Origin of the sequence: Pseudomonas sp. CAN1 (assembly GCF_030462585.1) — a bacterium.
In the GTDB taxonomy this organism is placed as follows: Bacteria; Pseudomonadota; Gammaproteobacteria; order Pseudomonadales; family Pseudomonadaceae; genus Pseudomonas.
Genome location: NZ_JASMRU010000006.1, coordinates 175837 through 191407 on the forward strand (window position 1 = coordinate 175837; position 15571 = coordinate 191407).

Annotated in this window: 13 protein-coding genes; 11 read left to right on the plus strand and 2 right to left on the minus strand. The window is 63.4% G+C overall.

Going from position 1 to position 15571, the window contains the following annotated elements; all coding sequences use genetic code 11:
• Window positions 1–2700, minus strand: coding sequence for a [protein-PII] uridylyltransferase (locus QO207_RS11290; RefSeq protein ID WP_301532509.1), 2700 nt, complete (start codon window positions 2698–2700; stop codon window positions 1–3).
• 268 nt (window positions 2701–2968) lie between these two features.
• On the minus strand, window positions 2969–3766 hold the full coding sequence (gene map / locus QO207_RS11295; RefSeq protein WP_301532622.1) for a type I methionyl aminopeptidase: 798 nt from the start codon (window positions 3764–3766) through the stop codon (window positions 2969–2971).
• Window positions 3767–4081: 315 nt separating this feature from the next.
• On the opposite strand from map, the gene rpsB reads away from it, so the two are divergent.
• From rpsB to lpxD, 11 genes are all read left to right on the plus strand, one after another.
• Window positions 4082–4822 carry a 30S ribosomal protein S2 gene (gene rpsB / locus QO207_RS11300; RefSeq protein ID WP_301532510.1) on the plus strand — a complete coding sequence of 247 codons (741 nt, stop codon included), beginning with the start codon at window positions 4082–4084 and terminating at the stop codon, window positions 4820–4822.
• 125 nt (window positions 4823–4947) lie between these two features.
• The gene (gene tsf / locus QO207_RS11305) at window positions 4948–5817 is read left to right on the plus strand and encodes a translation elongation factor Ts (protein ID WP_017521180.1); all 870 of its coding nucleotides are present in this window, start codon (window positions 4948–4950) and stop codon (window positions 5815–5817) included.
• A 206-nt stretch (window positions 5818–6023) separates the two neighbouring features.
• Window positions 6024–6761 (plus strand): UMP kinase, encoded by a 738-nt coding sequence (gene pyrH / locus QO207_RS11310; protein WP_017521181.1) that lies wholly within the window; start codon window positions 6024–6026, stop codon window positions 6759–6761.
• Window position 6762: 1 nt separating this feature from the next.
• Window positions 6763–7320, plus strand: a complete 558-nt coding sequence (gene frr, locus QO207_RS11315) for a ribosome recycling factor (protein ID WP_301532511.1) — start codon at window positions 6763–6765, stop codon at window positions 7318–7320.
• A 16-nt stretch (window positions 7321–7336) separates the two neighbouring features.
• On the plus strand, window positions 7337–8092 hold the full coding sequence (uppS, locus tag QO207_RS11320; RefSeq protein ID WP_301532512.1) for a polyprenyl diphosphate synthase: 756 nt from the start codon (window positions 7337–7339) through the stop codon (window positions 8090–8092).
• Window positions 8086–8901 carry a phosphatidate cytidylyltransferase gene (locus tag QO207_RS11325; RefSeq protein WP_301532513.1) on the plus strand — a complete coding sequence of 272 codons (816 nt, stop codon included), beginning with the start codon at window positions 8086–8088 and terminating at the stop codon, window positions 8899–8901. The genes uppS and QO207_RS11325 overlap by 7 nt, the downstream gene beginning before the upstream one ends.
• Window positions 8898–10088 carry a 1-deoxy-D-xylulose-5-phosphate reductoisomerase gene (gene ispC / locus QO207_RS11330; RefSeq protein ID WP_301532514.1) on the plus strand — a complete coding sequence of 397 codons (1191 nt, stop codon included), beginning with the start codon at window positions 8898–8900 and terminating at the stop codon, window positions 10086–10088. Before QO207_RS11325 ends, ispC begins: the two co-directional genes overlap by 4 nt.
• A gap of 16 nt (window positions 10089–10104) precedes the next feature.
• Window positions 10105–11457, plus strand: a complete 1353-nt coding sequence (gene rseP, locus QO207_RS11335; protein WP_301532515.1) for a sigma E protease regulator RseP — start codon at window positions 10105–10107, stop codon at window positions 11455–11457.
• 73 nt (window positions 11458–11530) lie between these two features.
• Complete coding sequence (gene bamA / locus QO207_RS11340; protein WP_301532516.1) at window positions 11531–13924, plus strand: outer membrane protein assembly factor BamA; 2394 nt, start codon at window positions 11531–11533, stop codon at window positions 13922–13924.
• Window positions 13925–13973: 49 nt separating this feature from the next.
• Window positions 13974–14477 carry an OmpH family outer membrane protein gene (locus QO207_RS11345; RefSeq protein ID WP_301532517.1) on the plus strand — a complete coding sequence of 168 codons (504 nt, stop codon included), beginning with the start codon at window positions 13974–13976 and terminating at the stop codon, window positions 14475–14477.
• Window positions 14477–15538: a UDP-3-O-(3-hydroxymyristoyl)glucosamine N-acyltransferase gene (gene lpxD / locus QO207_RS11350; RefSeq protein ID WP_301532518.1), complete on the plus strand. Its 1062-nt coding sequence runs from the start codon at window positions 14477–14479 to the stop codon at window positions 15536–15538. The genes QO207_RS11345 and lpxD overlap by 1 nt, the downstream gene beginning before the upstream one ends.
• Window positions 15539–15571: the final 33 nt, after the last annotated feature.

Consider the following 15571-nt stretch of genomic DNA (forward strand, 5'->3'; position numbering starts at 1 on the left):
CTAGATGCTGATGCGCACCGGCATGCTCGGCTGGCCGCCGTCCGAGAGGATGTCCACCAGCGCGGTCTGGATGCGCTTGCACAGCTCCGGGTCGGACAGCGGCTGGTTGTGCGCATCGGTGACGAAGAACACGTCCTCCACGCGCTCGCCCAGGGTGGCGATCTTGGCGTTCTGCACCGACAGGTCGAAGTCCAGGAACAGCCCACCGATGCGCGCCAGCAGGCCGGGGCGGTCCGGCGCGGTGACTTCCAGCACGCTGACCTGGCGGGCCGCGTCGGTGGAGATGGTCACCTGCGGGTTGAAGGCGAAGTGCTTGAGCTGGCGCGGCACGCGACGCTGGATGATGTTCGGATAGTCGTCCGGGTCCTTCAGGGCGTTGACCAGGCCTTCGCGAATTTCCTCGACGCGCGCCGGGTTGTTGCCGATCGAGCCGCCATCGGCATCGAGCACGATGTAGGTGTCGAGGGTGAACAGGCTGGTGGAGGTGATGATCCGCGCATCCTGAATGTTCAGGTTGAGCTGGTCCATCGCCGCCACCGTCACGGCGAAGAAGTCGTGCTGGTCACCGGCATAGATGAAGATCTGCGTGCCGCCCTCGAACTCGCGCTGGGCGGTTTCCCGGATAAGCACCAGCGGGGTGCCGTGGTCCGGGTGCTGGAGGATGGCTTCGGTGTGCCAGGCCACGTCGGCGGCGCTGTGGCGCAGGAAGTAGTCGTCGCCCAGCTGGCTCCAGAGCTGCTCGGCGTCGTCCTGGTCGATGCCGCCGCGCACCAGGATGTCGATGGCCGCGCTCTGCGTCTGGCGAATCTGCTCCTCGCGGTCCACCGGGTTCTCCAGGCCGCGCCGCAGCGCGCGCTTGGTCTCGGTGTAGAGCTGGCGCAGCAGGCTGGCGCGCCAGGAGTTCCACAGCGTCGGGTTGGTGGCGTTGATGTCGGCCACGGTGAGCACGTAGAGGTAGTCCAGGTAGGTCTGGTTGCCCATCAGCTGGGCGAAGTCGTAGATCACCTGCGGGTCGGACAGGTCCTTGCGCTGGGCGGTGGTCGACATGATCAGGTGGTTCTGCACCAGCCAGGACACGAGATTGGTGTCCCACGGCGGCAACTGGTGGCGCTGGCAGAAGTGCTCGGCGTCCACCGCGCCCAGTTCCGAGTGGTCGCCGCCGCGGCCCTTGGCGATGTCGTGGTAGAGGCCGGCGATGTAGATCAGCTCCGGCTTGGGCAGGCGCTCCATGATCTTGCTGGCCAGCGGGTACTTCTCCGCCATGTCCGGGCGGCGCAGCTTGCGCAGGTGCTTGATCAGGTTGAGGGTGTGCGCGTCGACCGTATAGATGTGGAACAGGTCGTGCTGCATCTGCCCGACGATCAGGCCGAACTCCGGCAGGTAGCGGCCGAGGATGCCGTAGCGGTTCATCCGCCGCAGGTTGCGGTGGATGCCTTCCTGGCACTTGAACAGTTCGATGAACAGGCTGGTGTTGCGGATGTCGTGGCGGAAGTCGTCGTCGATCAGGTGCCGGCTGTCGCGCAGCAGGCGAATGGTGTCGGCGCGCACACCCTTGATCTCCGGGTGCTGGGCCAGCAGCACGAAGATTTCCAGCAGGGCGAACGGGGTGCGCTTGAAGACGTTGGCGTGGGTGACTTCCAGGTAGCCGTCGCGCAGCTGGAAGCGGCTGTTGAGCGACTGGATCTGGCCGTTCTCGCCGGCGCGCAGGATGACTTCCTCGAAGTGCTGGGTGATCAGGTCGTTCAGTTCGGAGACGGCCATCACAACGCGGTAGTACTTCTGCATGAAGCGCTCGACGGCCAGCTTGGCGTCGTTGCCTTCATAGCCGAGCATCCCGGCGATGCGCCGCTGGTGGTCGAACAGCAGGCGGTCTTCGGCGCGGCCGGCGAGCATGTGCAGGGCGTAGCGGACCTTCCAGAGGAATTCCTGGCTGGAGGCCAGTACCGCGCACTCGCTTTCCACCAGGAAGCCTTCGCGGACCAGCGCATGCAGGTTGAGGCTGCCGAAGTGGCGACGGGCGACCCAGAGCAGCGTCTGGATATCGCGCAGGCCGCCAGGCGAACCCTTCACGTTGGGTTCGAGGTTGTATTCGGTGTCGTTGTACTTGGTGTGGCGGTGGATCTGTTCCTTGCGCTTGGCCAGGTAGAACTGCCCACTGGGCCACATCTGTTTGGCGCTGGTGGCTTCGAGCATGCGCTGGCGCAGGCTGTCCGGGCCGGAGATGGTCCGGCATTCCATCAGGTTGGTGACCACGGTGAGATCGGCGCGCGCTTCCTCGGCGCACTCGGCCACCGAACGCACGCTCTGGCCGACTTCCAGGCCGATGTCCCAGAGCAGGGTGAGGAAGCCCTCGATGGGCTCGCGGAAGCTTTCCTGGTCCTCGCTGTCGAGCAGGATCAGCAGGTCGATGTCCGAGTGCGGGTGCAGTTCGCCGCGCCCGTAGCCGCCCACTGCAACCAGCGCGATGTCGGCGTCGTCGCCCCAGTCGAAGCGGTTCCAGGCCTGCTGCAGGATCTGGTCGACGAACCAGGCGCGGTCCTCGATCAGTCGGCGGATGTCGCGGCCGCCGTTGAAGCGGGCGTCGAGCACCTCGTTGGCCTGACGAATGGCCTTCTTGAAGGCGGCGATAGGGCTGGACTTGAGGGCCAGTTCCGCCTGGAACTGCCCACGGTCGAACAACTCGGGATCCACCTGCGGCATGGCGGCCTTCCTGATCAATGGCTTAGGGGAGGGCAGGGGCAAGAGGGCAACCGGGCCGGCGCTTGGCGCCAGGCCCGATGGCAGTGCCGGGCCGGGATATATGTTCTACCCAGCCGTCGGCGAGAATGCAAACCACACAAAATCTGCTGCGCGTCGGCATAACTGCGTTAAAAGCAGGCAAGGACTGCTCATTTACAGCACGTAAATTCCGCGTCCTCGCCTGCTTTTGCCTTGTTCTGCTCTAGCTCGCAAGATTTTGAACAACGATTCAGGCCGAGGTGCGCGGGAAGCTTTCGTCGTTGCGCAGGGTCAGGATCTCGTAGCCGTCGGCGGTGACCACGATGGTGTGCTCCCACTGCGCGGACAGCTTGCGGTCCTTGGTGATGGCGGTCCAGCCGTCGCCCAGCAGGCGGGTTTCCGGGCGGCCCTGGTTGATCATCGGCTCGATGGTGAAGATCATGCCTTCCTTGAGCTCCAGGCCGGTGCCGGCGCGACCGTAGTGCAGCACCTGGGGCTCCTCGTGGAACACCTGGCCGATGCCGTGGCCGCAGTACTCGCGCACCACGGAGAAGCCGTTCTTCTCGGCGTACTTCTGGATCACTTCGCCGATATCGCCCAGGCGCGCGCCCGGCTTGACCACGGCGATGCCCTTGTACAGGCATTCCTGGGTGATCTGGCACAGACGGTCAGCCCATTCCGGCGTCTTGCCGACGGAAAACATCTTGCTGGTGTCGCCGTGGTAGCCGTCCTTGATCACGGTGACGTCGATGTTGACGATGTCGCCTTCCTTGAGCGGCTTGTCGTTGGGAATGCCGTGGCACACCACGTGGTTGATCGAGGTGCAGATGGACTTGGGGAAGCCCTTGTAGTTCAGCGGCGCGGGAATGGCCTTCTGCACGTCGACGATGTAGTCGTGGCAGATGCGGTCCAGTTCGTCGGTGGTGACGCCGGGCTTGACGTGCTCGCCGATCATTTCCAGCACTTCGGCGGCCAGACGGCCGGCGACGCGCATTTTCTCGATGTCTTCGGGCGTCTTGATGGTGACGGTCATGCGACTTCTCTTCAGGCGCTGCGTACGCGCGGGTAAATGAGAGGAATGCGCAAGTCTATCAGATTTGCCGCCCTTCTATTAAGGCTGGGTAGCAAGGGCGGCCGGCCGACGGGCGGCGCGGACACTGCGGTGGGGGAGGTGTCGGGCGTCCTTGCGGGTTTTGTTCTGGCCAAGGTTGTGGTATAAAGCGCCCCGCTCTGAAGGCTACGGCCATTTCGGAGCATTAACCCACACATGCATCGACACGATGGCCTGGGTGCCTTTCGACACAGTCGGAGGGTTGGCCGTTGGGATGCATGGAGGCCTAACCCGACTTATCGAGGAACTATCATGTCCCAAGTCAATATGCGCGATATGCTGAAGGCCGGTGTGCACTTCGGCCACCAGACCCGTTACTGGAACCCGAAAATGGGCAAGTTCATTTTCGGCGCGCGTAACAAGATCCACATCATCAACCTCGAAAAAACCCTGCCGATGTTCAACGAGGCCCTGACCTTCGTTGAGCGCCTGGCCCAGGGCAAGAACAAGATCCTGTTCGTCGGCACCAAGCGTTCCGCCGGCAAGATCGTTCGCGAAGAAGCTGCCCGTTGCGGCATGCCGTACGTCGACCACCGTTGGCTGGGCGGCATGCTCACCAACTACAAGACCATCCGTCAGTCGATCAAGCGTCTGCGCGAGCTGGAAGTTCAGGCTCAGGACGGCACCTTCGCCAAACTGACCAAGAAAGAAGCTCTGATGCGCTCCCGTGATCTGGAAAAACTGGATCGCAGCCTGGGCGGCATCAAGGACATGGGCGGTCTGCCGGACGCTCTGTTCGTGATCGACGTTGACCACGAGCGCATTGCTATCACCGAAGCCAACAAGCTGGGCATCCCGGTCATCGGCATCGTCGATACCAACAGCAGCCCGGAAGGCGTTGACTATGTTATCCCGGGTAACGACGACGCCATCCGCGCCGTACAGCTGTACCTGGGCTCGATGGCTGAAGCTGTCCTGCGCGGCAAGAATGCCGGCGGCGTGACTGCTGACGAGTTCGTCGAAGAAGCACCGGCCGAATCCGCCGAAGGCTGATTCCAGGACGTCCAGACGTCCTACGGTGAGCAGGAAGGGGGCTAGGCCCCCTTTTTGCCACCCTGAGAATTCCGCCCGGGTAGCCGGGCGATCTGGTTTTGAGAACAACTCAAGAGGATTTCGAAATGGCAGAAATTACTGCAGCACTGGTCAAGGAACTGCGTGAGCGTACCGGCCAGGGCATGATGGAGTGCAAGAAGGCTCTGGTAGCCGCCGAAGGCGATATCGAGAAAGCCATCGACGACATGCGTGCTTCCGGCGCCATCAAGGCTGCCAAGAAGGCTGGCAACATTGCCGCCGAAGGCGCCATCGCCGCTAAAGTCGCTGACGACGGCAAATCCGCCACCATCATCGAAGTCAACTCGCAGACCGACTTCCTGGCCCTGCAGGACGACTTCAAGAACTTCGTCGCTGCCAGCCTGGACAAGGCTGTTGCCCAGAAGCTGACCGACGCCGCTCCGCTGATCGCGGAACAAGAGCCGGCCCGTGAAGCCCTGGTTGCCAAGTGCGGCGAGAACGTCAACATCCGTCGCCTGGCTCGTACCGAAGGCGAAGTGGTTGGCGCCTACCTGCACGGCCACCGCATCGGCGTTCTGGTCACCCTGAAGGGCGGCAACGCTGAACTGGCTCGCGACATCGCCATGCACGTCGCTGCCAGCAACCCGCAGTTCCTCGATCCGTCGCAGGTTTCCGAAGAAGCCGTTGCCAAAGAGAAGGAAATCTTCCTCGCTCTGAACGCCGACAAGATCGCTGGCAAGCCGGAAAACATCGTCGAGAACATGGTCAAGGGCCGTATCTCGAAGTTCCTGGCCGAAGCCAGTCTGGTCGAGCAAGCGTTCGTCAAGGATCCGGAAGTCAAGGTCGGTGACCTGGCCAAGAAAGCCGGCGCCGAAATCGTTTCCTTCGTTCGTTTCGAAGTAGGCGAAGGCATCGAGAAAGTCGAAGCCGACTTTGCTGCCGAGGTTGCTGCTCAAGTAGCCGCTTCCAAGCAGTAATAGACAGTCTCACGACTGTCGCCCCGCAAGAGGCTGCCCGCTAACGCGCGCGGCCTCTTTGCCAAACTGGGGAAGCCAAAAGGGGCGGTTTCCACGGTGCAGGCCCGCAAGGCGGGATTAAAGGCGCCGTAAGGCTGGCTGGTCCAAGCTTTCCGCAAAGCGCCCACAAGGCGCACAGCATTCAATCGCCGCAGGAGAAAAAGGTCATGGCTCAGCAGCTGAGCGCTCGTCAACCTCGCTATAAACGCATTCTTCTAAAACTGAGCGGCGAAGCCCTGATGGGCTCCGAGGAGTTCGGCATCGATCCCAAGGTGCTGGACCGCATGGCGCTGGAAATCGGCCAGCTCGTCGGTATCGGCGTGCAGGTCGGTCTGGTCATCGGCGGCGGCAACCTGTTCCGTGGCGCGGCGCTGTCCGCGGCCGGCATGGATCGCGTCACCGGCGACCACATGGGCATGCTCGCCACTGTGATGAACGGCCTGGCCATGCGTGATGCCCTGGAGCGCTCCAACATCACCGCCATCGTCATGTCCGCCATCTCCATGGTCGGCGTGACCGATCACTACGACCGCCGCAAGGCCATGCGCCACCTGAAAAGTGGCGAAGTGGTGATCTTCTCCGCCGGTACCGGCAACCCGTTCTTCACCACCGACTCCGCCGCCTGCCTGCGCGCCATCGAAATAGATGCTGACGTAGTACTCAAGGCGACCAAGGTGGACGGCGTGTACACTGCCGACCCGTTCAAGGACCCGAATGCCGAGAAGTTCGAACGTCTGACGTACGACGAAGTGCTCGACCGCAAGCTGGGCGTGATGGACCTGACTGCCATCTGCCTGTGCCGGGACCAGAAAATGCCGCTGCGCGTGTTCAACATGAACAAGCCCGGCGCGCTGCTGAATATTGTTGTAGGTGGTGCTGAAGGCACCCTGATCGAGGAGGATTGAGATGATCAACGAGATCAAGAAGGAAGCACAGGATCGCATGGGCAAAACCCTGGAAGCCCTGGGCCATGCCTTCGCCAAGATTCGTACCGGCCGTGCGCACCCGAGCATCCTGGATAGCGTCATGGTGTCCTACTACGGTTCCGACACCCCGCTGCGCCAGGTGGCCAACGTGACCGTGGAAGACTCCCGTACCCTGGCCCTGAGCGTGTTCGACAAGAGCATGATCCAGGCGGTCGAGAAGGCCATCATGACCTCCGACCTGGGCCTGAACCCGGCCACCGCCGGCACCACCATCCGCGTACCGATGCCGGCCCTGACCGAGGAAACCCGCAAGGGCTTCACCAAGCAGGCTCGCGCCGAGGCCGAGCAGGCCCGCGTTTCCGTGCGCAACATCCGTCGCGATGCGCTGGCCCAGCTGAAAGACCTGCAGAAAGAGAAGGAAATCAGCGAGGACGATGAGCGTCGCGCTGGCGACGACGTGCAGAAGATCACCGACAAGTTCGTCGGCGAGATCGAAAAGGCCCTCGAGGCCAAGGAAGCGGACCTGATGGCCGTCTGACGGCCGGGCTCTCGTCATGGAAAAGACCAAGCAGGTGACGCACGTGCCCCGGCACGTGGCGATCATCATGGACGGCAACAACCGCTGGGCGAAGAAGCGCCTGCTGCCCGGCGTTGCCGGGCACAAGGCCGGCGTGGATGCCGTCCGTGCAGTGATCAAGACCTGCGCCGAAGCGGGCGTCGAAGTACTGACGCTGTTCGCCTTCTCCAGCGAGAACTGGCAGCGCCCGGCCGAAGAGGTCGGCGCGCTGATGGAGCTGTTCCTCATGGCCCTGCGTCGTGAGGTGCGCAAGCTCAGCGCCAATGGCATCCGCCTGCGCATCATCGGCGACCGCAGTCGCTTTGCGCCGGAGCTGCAGGCGGCCATGCGCGAAGCCGAGGCGCTGACCGCCAATGGCACCAGCATGCTACTGCAGGTGGCGGCCAACTATGGCGGCCAGTGGGACATCACCCAGGCTGCCCAGCGCCTCGCCCGCGAAGTGCAGGCCGGTCACCTGGCGGCGGAGGAGATCACCCCGGAGCTGATCCAGGGCTGTCTCACCACCGGCGACCAGCCGCTGCCCGACCTGTGCATCCGCACCGGTGGCGAGCACCGCATCAGCAACTTCCTTCTCTGGCAGCTGGCCTATGCCGAGCTGTATTTCTCCGATCTCTACTGGCCCGATTTCAAGCACGAAGCCATGCAGGCTGCGTTGCAGGACTACGCCTCGCGTCAGCGCCGCTTCGGCAAGACCAGCGAGCAGGTCGAGGCCGAGGCACCCCCGTCATGCTGAAACAACGAATCATCACGGCGCTGATCCTGTTGCCGATCGCGCTGGGTGGTTTCTTCCTGCTCGATGGTGCGGCGTTCTCGCTGTTCATCGGTCTGGTGGTGAGCCTTGGCGCCTGGGAATGGGCGCGTCTGGCCGGTTACAACGAACAATCCGCCCGTGTCGGCTACGCCGCCGTGGTGGCTGCGCTGATGCTGGTGCTGGCCTGGCTGCCGCAGCTGGCGGGCGCCGTGCTGGTGCTCGCGCTGCTCTGGTGGTGCCTGGCGGTCGTCATGGTGCTGACCTACCCGGACAGCGCGTCGAGCTGGGGCGGCCGCTGGCGGCGCCTGCTGATCGGCCTGCTGATCCTGCTGCCGGCCTGGCAGGGCCTGGTACTGCTCAAGCAGTGGCCGCTGTCGAACTGGCTGATCGTCGCCGTGATGGTGCTGGTCTGGGCTGCCGATATCGGCGCCTACTTCTCCGGCAAGGCCTTCGGCAAGCGCAAGCTGGCGCCGCGGGTCAGTCCGGGCAAGAGCTGGGAAGGCTTCTTCGGCGGCATGGCGCTGTGCCTGGCGATCACCGTTGCGGTGTCCATCTACCGTGACTGGACTGTCCGCGAACTGCTGCTGGCACTGCCTTGTGCGGCCATCGTGGTGGCGCTGTCGGTGATCGGTGACCTCACCGAAAGCATGTTCAAGCGCCAGTCGGGCCTCAAGGACAGCAGCAACCTGCTGCCCGGCCATGGTGGTGTGCTGGATCGCATCGACAGCCTGACTGCTGCCATCCCTGTGTTCACCGCTCTGCTCTGGGCCGTGGGCTGGGGTGCGCCGTGAGTCATCCGCAGTGGATCACCGTGCTGGGGGCGACCGGTTCGATCGGCCTCAGCACCCTCGACGTCATCGCGCGTCACCCGGATCGTTATCGCGTTTTCGCCCTCAGCGGCTTCTCCCGTCTGGTTGAGCTGGAGGCGCTGAGTCTGCGCCACCGCCCGCGTTACGTTGTGGTGCCGGAAGTCGAGCAGGCACGTGCCCTGCAGGATCGTCTGCAGGCTTCGGGTCTGGATGCCCGTGTGCTGGTTGGCGAGGCTGGTCTCTGCGAAGTTTCTGCCCATCCCGAAGTGGATGCGGTGATGGCGGCCATCGTTGGCGCCGCCGGCCTCAAGCCCACGCTGGCCGCCGTCGAGGCGGGCAAGCGGGTGTTGCTGGCCAACAAGGAAGCGCTGGTGATGTCCGGCGCGCTGTTCATGAATGCCGTGCGCGCCAGTGGCGCCGTGCTGCTGCCCATCGATAGCGAGCACAACGCCATCTTCCAGTGCATGCCCACGGATTATGCCCGTGGCCTGGGCGAAGTCGGCGTGCGCCGCATCCTGCTCACTGCCTCCGGTGGCCCGTTCCGCGAGACGCCGCTGGAGCAACTGGCTGAAGTCTCCCCTGAGCAGGCCTGCGCCCATCCCAACTGGTCGATGGGGCGGAAGATCTCCGTCGACTCGGCGAGCATGATGAACAAGGGCCTGGAGCTGATCGAGGCCTGCTGGCTGTTCGACGCCGCGCCGTCGAAGGTCGAGGTGGTGATCCACCCGCAGAGCGTGATCCATTCCCTGGTGGACTATGTCGACGGTTCGGTGCTGGCCCAGCTGGGCAATCCGGACATGCGCACCCCGATCGCCCATGCACTGGCCTGGCCGGAGCGGATCGATTCGGGTGTCTCGCCGCTGGACCTGTTCTCCATCGCCCGGCTGGATTTCTGCCCGCCCGACGAGCTGCGTTTCCCCTGTCTGCGCCTGGCGCGCCAGGCCGCCGAGGCCGGCGGCAGTGTGCCGGCGATGCTCAACGCGGCGAACGAGGTGGCTGTCGCGGCCTTCCTCGAGCGGCGCATCCGCTTCACCGAGATCGCGGTTATCATCGACGAGGTGCTGAACCGCGAGACGCATACGCCGGTCGAATCGCTCGATGCGGTACTGGTGGCCGACCAGCGCGCGCGCAGCGCCGCACTGGCGTGGTTGCAGGAACGCGGGCGTTGAGCCCGAGGAGGTAGCGATGAGCGCCGTATATATGGTGGTGGGACTGCTGGTCGCCCTGGGTGTGCTGGTGACCTTCCACGAGTTCGGGCACTTCTGGGTCGCCCGCCGCTGCGGGGTCAAGGTGCTGCGCTTCTCGGTGGGCTTCGGCACGCCGCTGGTGCGCTGGCACGACCGCCACGGCACCGAGTTCGTCGTCGCCGCCATCCCGCTGGGCGGCTACGTGAAGATGCTCGACGAGCGCGAGGGCGACGTCCCTGCCGAACTGCTCGACCGCGCCTTCAACCGCAAGACGGTATTCCAGCGCATCGCCATCGTTGCCGCCGGTCCTATCGCCAACTTCCTGCTCGCCATCCTGTTCTTCTGGGTCCTGGCGATGCTCGGCAGCCAGCAGATCAAGCCGGTGATTGGCTCGGTGGTCGCCGACAGCCCGGCAGCGCAGGCCGGCCTGGCAGCCGGCCAGGAAGTGGTTTCCGTGGACGGCGAGGCGGTTGACGGCTGGAGCAATGTCAATCTGCAGTTGGTGCGTCGCCTGGGTGAGACCGGCGAAATCAGCGTGTCGGTGCTGGAGAAGGGCTCGACTGTTCCCTCGCAGCATCAGGTGCACATCAGTTCCTGGCTCAAGAGTGAAGACAACCCCGATCCCATTGGTGGCCTGGGCATCCAGCCATGGCGACCCGTGGTCGCACCGGTGGTTGCCGAACTGGACGACAAGGGCCCGGCCAAGGCGGCTGGCCTGCAAATCGGTGATCGGCTCGTCAGTCTGGATGGCGAATCGGTCACGGATTGGCAGCAGGTCGTCGAGCGGATTCGCGCCCGACCTGATGCCAAGGTGCAATTGGGCGTCGAGCGCGCCGGCCAGCGCGAGGAGCTGTCCCTGACCCTGGCGGCGAAAGGCGAGGGCAAGGCCCGCACTGGCTACCTGGGCGCTGGCGTGGCGGGTGGACAGTGGCCCGCCGAGATGCTCCGCGAAGTGAGTTACGGCCCGGTGGCGGCAGTAGGGCAGGCCCTCTCCAGAACCTGGTCGATGAGCCTGCTAACTCTGGATTCTCTAAAGAAAATGGTGCTCGGGCAGCTCTCGGTAAAAAACTTGAGCGGGCCGATAACCATTGCTAAAGTGGCGGGCGCTTCAGCCCAGTCCGGCGTAGGGGATTTTCTGCATTTCCTCGCCTACCTGAGCATCAGTCTGGGGGTTCTCAACCTGTTGCCGATTCCTGTCCTCGATGGCGGGCATCTGTTGTTCTACATGGTCGAGTGGGTGCGTGGTCGCCCATTGTCGGAGCGGGTCCAGGCTTGGGGGATGCAAATTGGCATCAGCCTGGTAGTCGGGGTCATGTTGTTGGCCCTGGTCAACGATCTGAGTCGACTGTAACCGCCCATTGGTTTTCGGATCTGCCGCCCTTTGCGGCAGATTCTCTATTTGTCAGTTGGAATAAAAGGACTCCATGAAACGCTTTCTGCTTCCCGCGGCCCTTTCCGCGCTGATGATCGCCCAGGTTCACGCCGAGTCCTTCACTGTTTCCGATATCCGGGTCAACGGTCTGCAGCGTGTCTCTGCCGGCAGCGTGTTCGCGGCCCTGCCGCTGAACGTCGGCGAGCAGATCGACGATCGCCGCCTGGTCGAAGCGACCCGCTCGCTGTTCAAGACCGGCTTCTTCCAGGACATCCAGCTCAGCCGCGACGGTAACGTGCTGATCGTCAACGTGGTCGAGCGCCCGTCCATCTCCAGCATCGAGATCGAGGGCAACAAGGCCATCACTACCGAAGACCTGATGAAGGGTCTGAAGCAGTCCGGCCTGTCCGAAGGCGAAATCTTCCAGCGTGCGACCCTCGAAGGCGTGCGTAACGAGCTGCAGCGCCAGTACGTGGCCCAGGGCCGCTACTCCGCCGTGATCGAGACCGAGGTGGTGCCGCAGCCGCGCAACCGCGTCGCGCTGAAGATCACCATCAACGAAGGCACCGTGGCGGCCATCGCCCATGTCAACGTGGTGGGCAACACCGTCTTCTCCGAAGAAGACCTGACCGACCTGTTCGAGCTGAAGACCACCAACTGGCTGTCCTTCTTCAAGAACGACGACAAGTATTCCCGCGAAAAGCTCTCCGGTGACCTGGAGCGTCTGCGCTCCTACTACCTGGACCGTGGCTACATCCACATGGATATCGCCTCCACCCAGGTCTCCATCACCCCGGACAAGAAGCACGTCTACATCACCGTCAACGTCAATGAAGGCGAGAAGTACACCGTCAGCGACGTGAAGCTCTCCGGCGACCTGAAGGTGCCGGAAGACGAAGTGAAGAAGCTGCTGCTGGTGAAGAAGGGCCAGGTGTTCTCCCGCAAGGTGATGACCACCACTTCCGACCTGATCACCCGTCGCCTGGGTAACGAGGGCTACACCTTCGCCAACGTCAACGGCGTTCCCGAGCCGAACGACGAGAACAAGACCGTGTCGATCACCTACGTGGTCGATCCGGGCAAGCGCGCCTACGTCAACCGCATCAACTTCCGTGGCAACACCAAGACCGAGGACGAAGTACTCCGTCGCGAAATGCGCCAGATGGAAGGCGGCTGGGCTTCGACCTACCTGATCGACCAGTCCAAGCAGCGCCTGGAGCGCCTGGGCTACTTCAAGGAAGTCAACGTCGAGACCCCGGCCGTTCCGGGTACCGACGACCAGGTCGACGTCAACTACAGCGTGGAAGAGCAGCCGTCCGGCTCGATCACTGCGAGCGTGGGCTTCGCCCAGAGCGCCGGCCTGATCCTCGGCGGCTCGATCAGCCAGAACAACTTCCTGGGTACCGGTAACAAGGTCAGCATCGGCCTGACCAAGTCCGACTACCAGACCCGCTACAACTTCGGCTTCGTCGACCCCTACTGGACCGTCGACGGCGTGAGCCTGGGTTACAACGCCTTCTACCGCAAGACCGACTACGACCAGCTCGACGTCGACGTTTCCAGCTACTCGGTGAACAGCCTGGGTGCCGGCGTCAGCATCGGCTACCCGATCAGCGAGACTTCGCGCCTGACCTACGGCCTGACCGTACAGCGCGATGATATCGACACCGGCGCCTACACCGTCGACGAAATCTTCGACTTCATCGAGAAGGAAGGCGACAGCTTCACCAACTTCAAGGCGTCCATCGGCTGGTCCGAATCGACCCTGAACAAGGGCGTGCTGGCCAACCGCGGCCACTCCCAGAGTCTGGTGCTGGAATCGACCATTCCGGGCAGCGATCTGTCGTTCTACAAGCTCGATTACCGTGGCCAGATCTTCGCCCCGCTGACCGAAACCTACACCATGCGCTTCCACACCGAACTCGGTTACGGCGGCGCCTACGGCGATACCGATCGCCTGCCGTTCTACGAGAACTACTACGCCGGTGGCTTCAACTCGGTGCGTGGCTTCAAGGACAGCTCCCTGGGCCCGCGCAGCACCCCGAGTATCGCCCGCAACCCGGATGGGTCGCAGATGGCCAGTGGTGGTCCGGACAGCAGCGGTCGCTACACCGACCCGGATCAGGATCCGGAAGCCTTCGGTGGTAACATCCTGATTACCGGTGGTGCCGAACTGCTGTTCCCGCTGCCGTTCGTGAAGGATCAGCGCCAGCTGCGTACCGTGCTGTTCTGGGACGTGGGTAACGTGTTCGACACCGACTGCCCGACGTCCACTACCCAGGGTTGCGACGGCGTCAAGTTCCAGGACATGGCCATGTCCGCGGGTGTGGGTCTGACCTGGATCACCGCGCTGGGCCCGCTGAGCTTCAGCCTGGCGACGCCGATCAAGAAGCCGGATAACGCCGAAACCCAGATCTTCCAGTTCTCCCTGGGACAGACCTTCTAATTTGGCCGTCTCGTTGTAATGACAACCATGCTTTGTGCAGGAGTGCATTGTGCGTAAGTTGACCCAGTTCGTCCTGATCACCGCCGCCCTGGCAGCGAGCCCTGCGTTCGCCGACATGAAGATCGCGGTGCTCAACTATCAGATGGCACTCCTCGAGTCCGATTCGGCCAAGCAGTACGCTGTGGACGCCGAGAAGAAGTTCGGTCCGCAACTGTCCAAGCTCAAGGCGCTGGAAACCGACGCCAAGTCCCTGCAGGACAAGCTGGTCAACGGCGGCAGCAAGATGTCCGCCTCCGAGCGTGACAAGGCCGAGAACGACTTCAAGCAGAAAGCCCGTGACTTCCAGTTCCAGTCCAAGGAGCTGAACGAAGCCAAGGCCGTTGCCGACCGCGACATGCTGAAGAAGCTCAAGCCGAAGCTGGACCAGGCAGTCGAGGAAACCATCAAGAAGGGTGGTTATGACCTCGTGGTCGAGCGTGGTGCCGTGGTGGACGTGAAGCCGCAGTACGACATCACCCGCCAGGTCATCGAGCGCATGAACCAACTGCGCTGATGATGACCGAGCTGTCGTTTACCCTCGCTGAACTGGCTGCGCAGCTCGATGCCGAGCTGCGCGGCGATCCCGCCCAGGTGATTCGCGGGCTGGCCACCCTGCAGGAAGCGGGAGCCGACCAGCTCACCTTCCTGGCCAACCCGCAATACCGCAAGTTCCTCGCCGACAGCCAGGCAGGCGCCGTCCTGCTGACCGCTGCGGATGCCGAGGGCTTTGCCGGCAACGCGCTGATCGTCGCCAACCCGTACCTGGCTTACGCCGGCCTGTCGCACCAGTTCGACCGCAAGCCCAAGGCGCCGGTCGGCATTCATCCCACTGCGGTGGTCGATGAAGCTGCCCAGGTTGATGCGACGGCCAGTGTCGGCCCGTACGTGGTGATCGAGGCGGGAGCGGTGATAGGCGCGAACGTCACCCTCGGTGCCCATTGCTTCGTCGGCGCGCGCAGCGTGATCGGCGACGGCGGCTGGCTCGCACCGCGCGTGACGCTGTACCACGACGTGCGCATCGGCAAGCGCGTGGTGATCCAGTCCGGTGCCGTGCTGGGTGGCGAGGGCTTCGGCTTCGCCAACCACAAGGGCATCTGGCAGAAGATCGCGCAGATTGGCGGCGTGACCCTGGGTGATGACGTCGAGATCGGCGCCAATACCACCATCGACCGTGGTGCGCTGTCCGACACCCTGGTGGGCAATGGCGTGAAGCTGGACAACCAGATCATGATCGCCCACAACGTGCAGATCGGTGACCACACCGCCATGGCCGGCTGCTGCGGGATTTCCGGCAGTGCCAAGATCGGCAAGCATTGCATGCTCGCCGGTGGCGTCGGCCTGGTCGGTCATATCGAGATCTGCGACAACGTCTTCGTTACCGGAATGACCATGGTGACCCGTTCGATCACCGAACCGGGCTCCTATTCCTCCGGTACCGCCATGCAGCCCGCGGCTGAATGGAAGAAAAGCGCTGCGCGCATTCGTCAGCTGGATGACATGGCCCGTCGTCTGCAACAGCTGGAAAAGCGCCTGGCCGCCGTGACCCCAAGCGGAGACGCTCCATCAGATGCGTGATCCACGCATTTTTTGGCGTTTCCCTTTTCTGAA

Bases quoted from the DNA above. Each gene is read 5' to 3' on its own strand.
- QO207_RS11290 (WP_301532509.1), bottom strand. From the start codon at position 2,700: ATGCCGCAGGTGGATCCCGAGTTGTTCGACCGTGGGCAGTTCCAGGCG.
- rpsB (WP_301532510.1), top strand. From the start codon at position 4,082: ATGTCCCAAGTCAATATGCGCGATATGCTGAAGGCCGGTGTGCACTTC.
- tsf (WP_017521180.1), top strand. From the start codon at position 4,948: ATGGCAGAAATTACTGCAGCACTGGTCAAGGAACTGCGTGAGCGTACC.
- pyrH (WP_017521181.1), top strand. From the start codon at position 6,024: ATGGCTCAGCAGCTGAGCGCTCGTCAACCTCGCTATAAACGCATTCTT.
- frr (WP_301532511.1), top strand. From the start codon at position 6,763: ATGATCAACGAGATCAAGAAGGAAGCACAGGATCGCATGGGCAAAACC.
- uppS (WP_301532512.1), top strand. From the start codon at position 7,337: ATGGAAAAGACCAAGCAGGTGACGCACGTGCCCCGGCACGTGGCGATC.
- QO207_RS11325 (WP_301532513.1), top strand. From the start codon at position 8,086: ATGCTGAAACAACGAATCATCACGGCGCTGATCCTGTTGCCGATCGCG.
- rseP (WP_301532515.1), top strand. From the start codon at position 10,105: ATGAGCGCCGTATATATGGTGGTGGGACTGCTGGTCGCCCTGGGTGTG.
- bamA (WP_301532516.1), top strand. From the start codon at position 11,531: ATGAAACGCTTTCTGCTTCCCGCGGCCCTTTCCGCGCTGATGATCGCC.
- lpxD (WP_301532518.1), top strand. From the start codon at position 14,477: ATGATGACCGAGCTGTCGTTTACCCTCGCTGAACTGGCTGCGCAGCTC.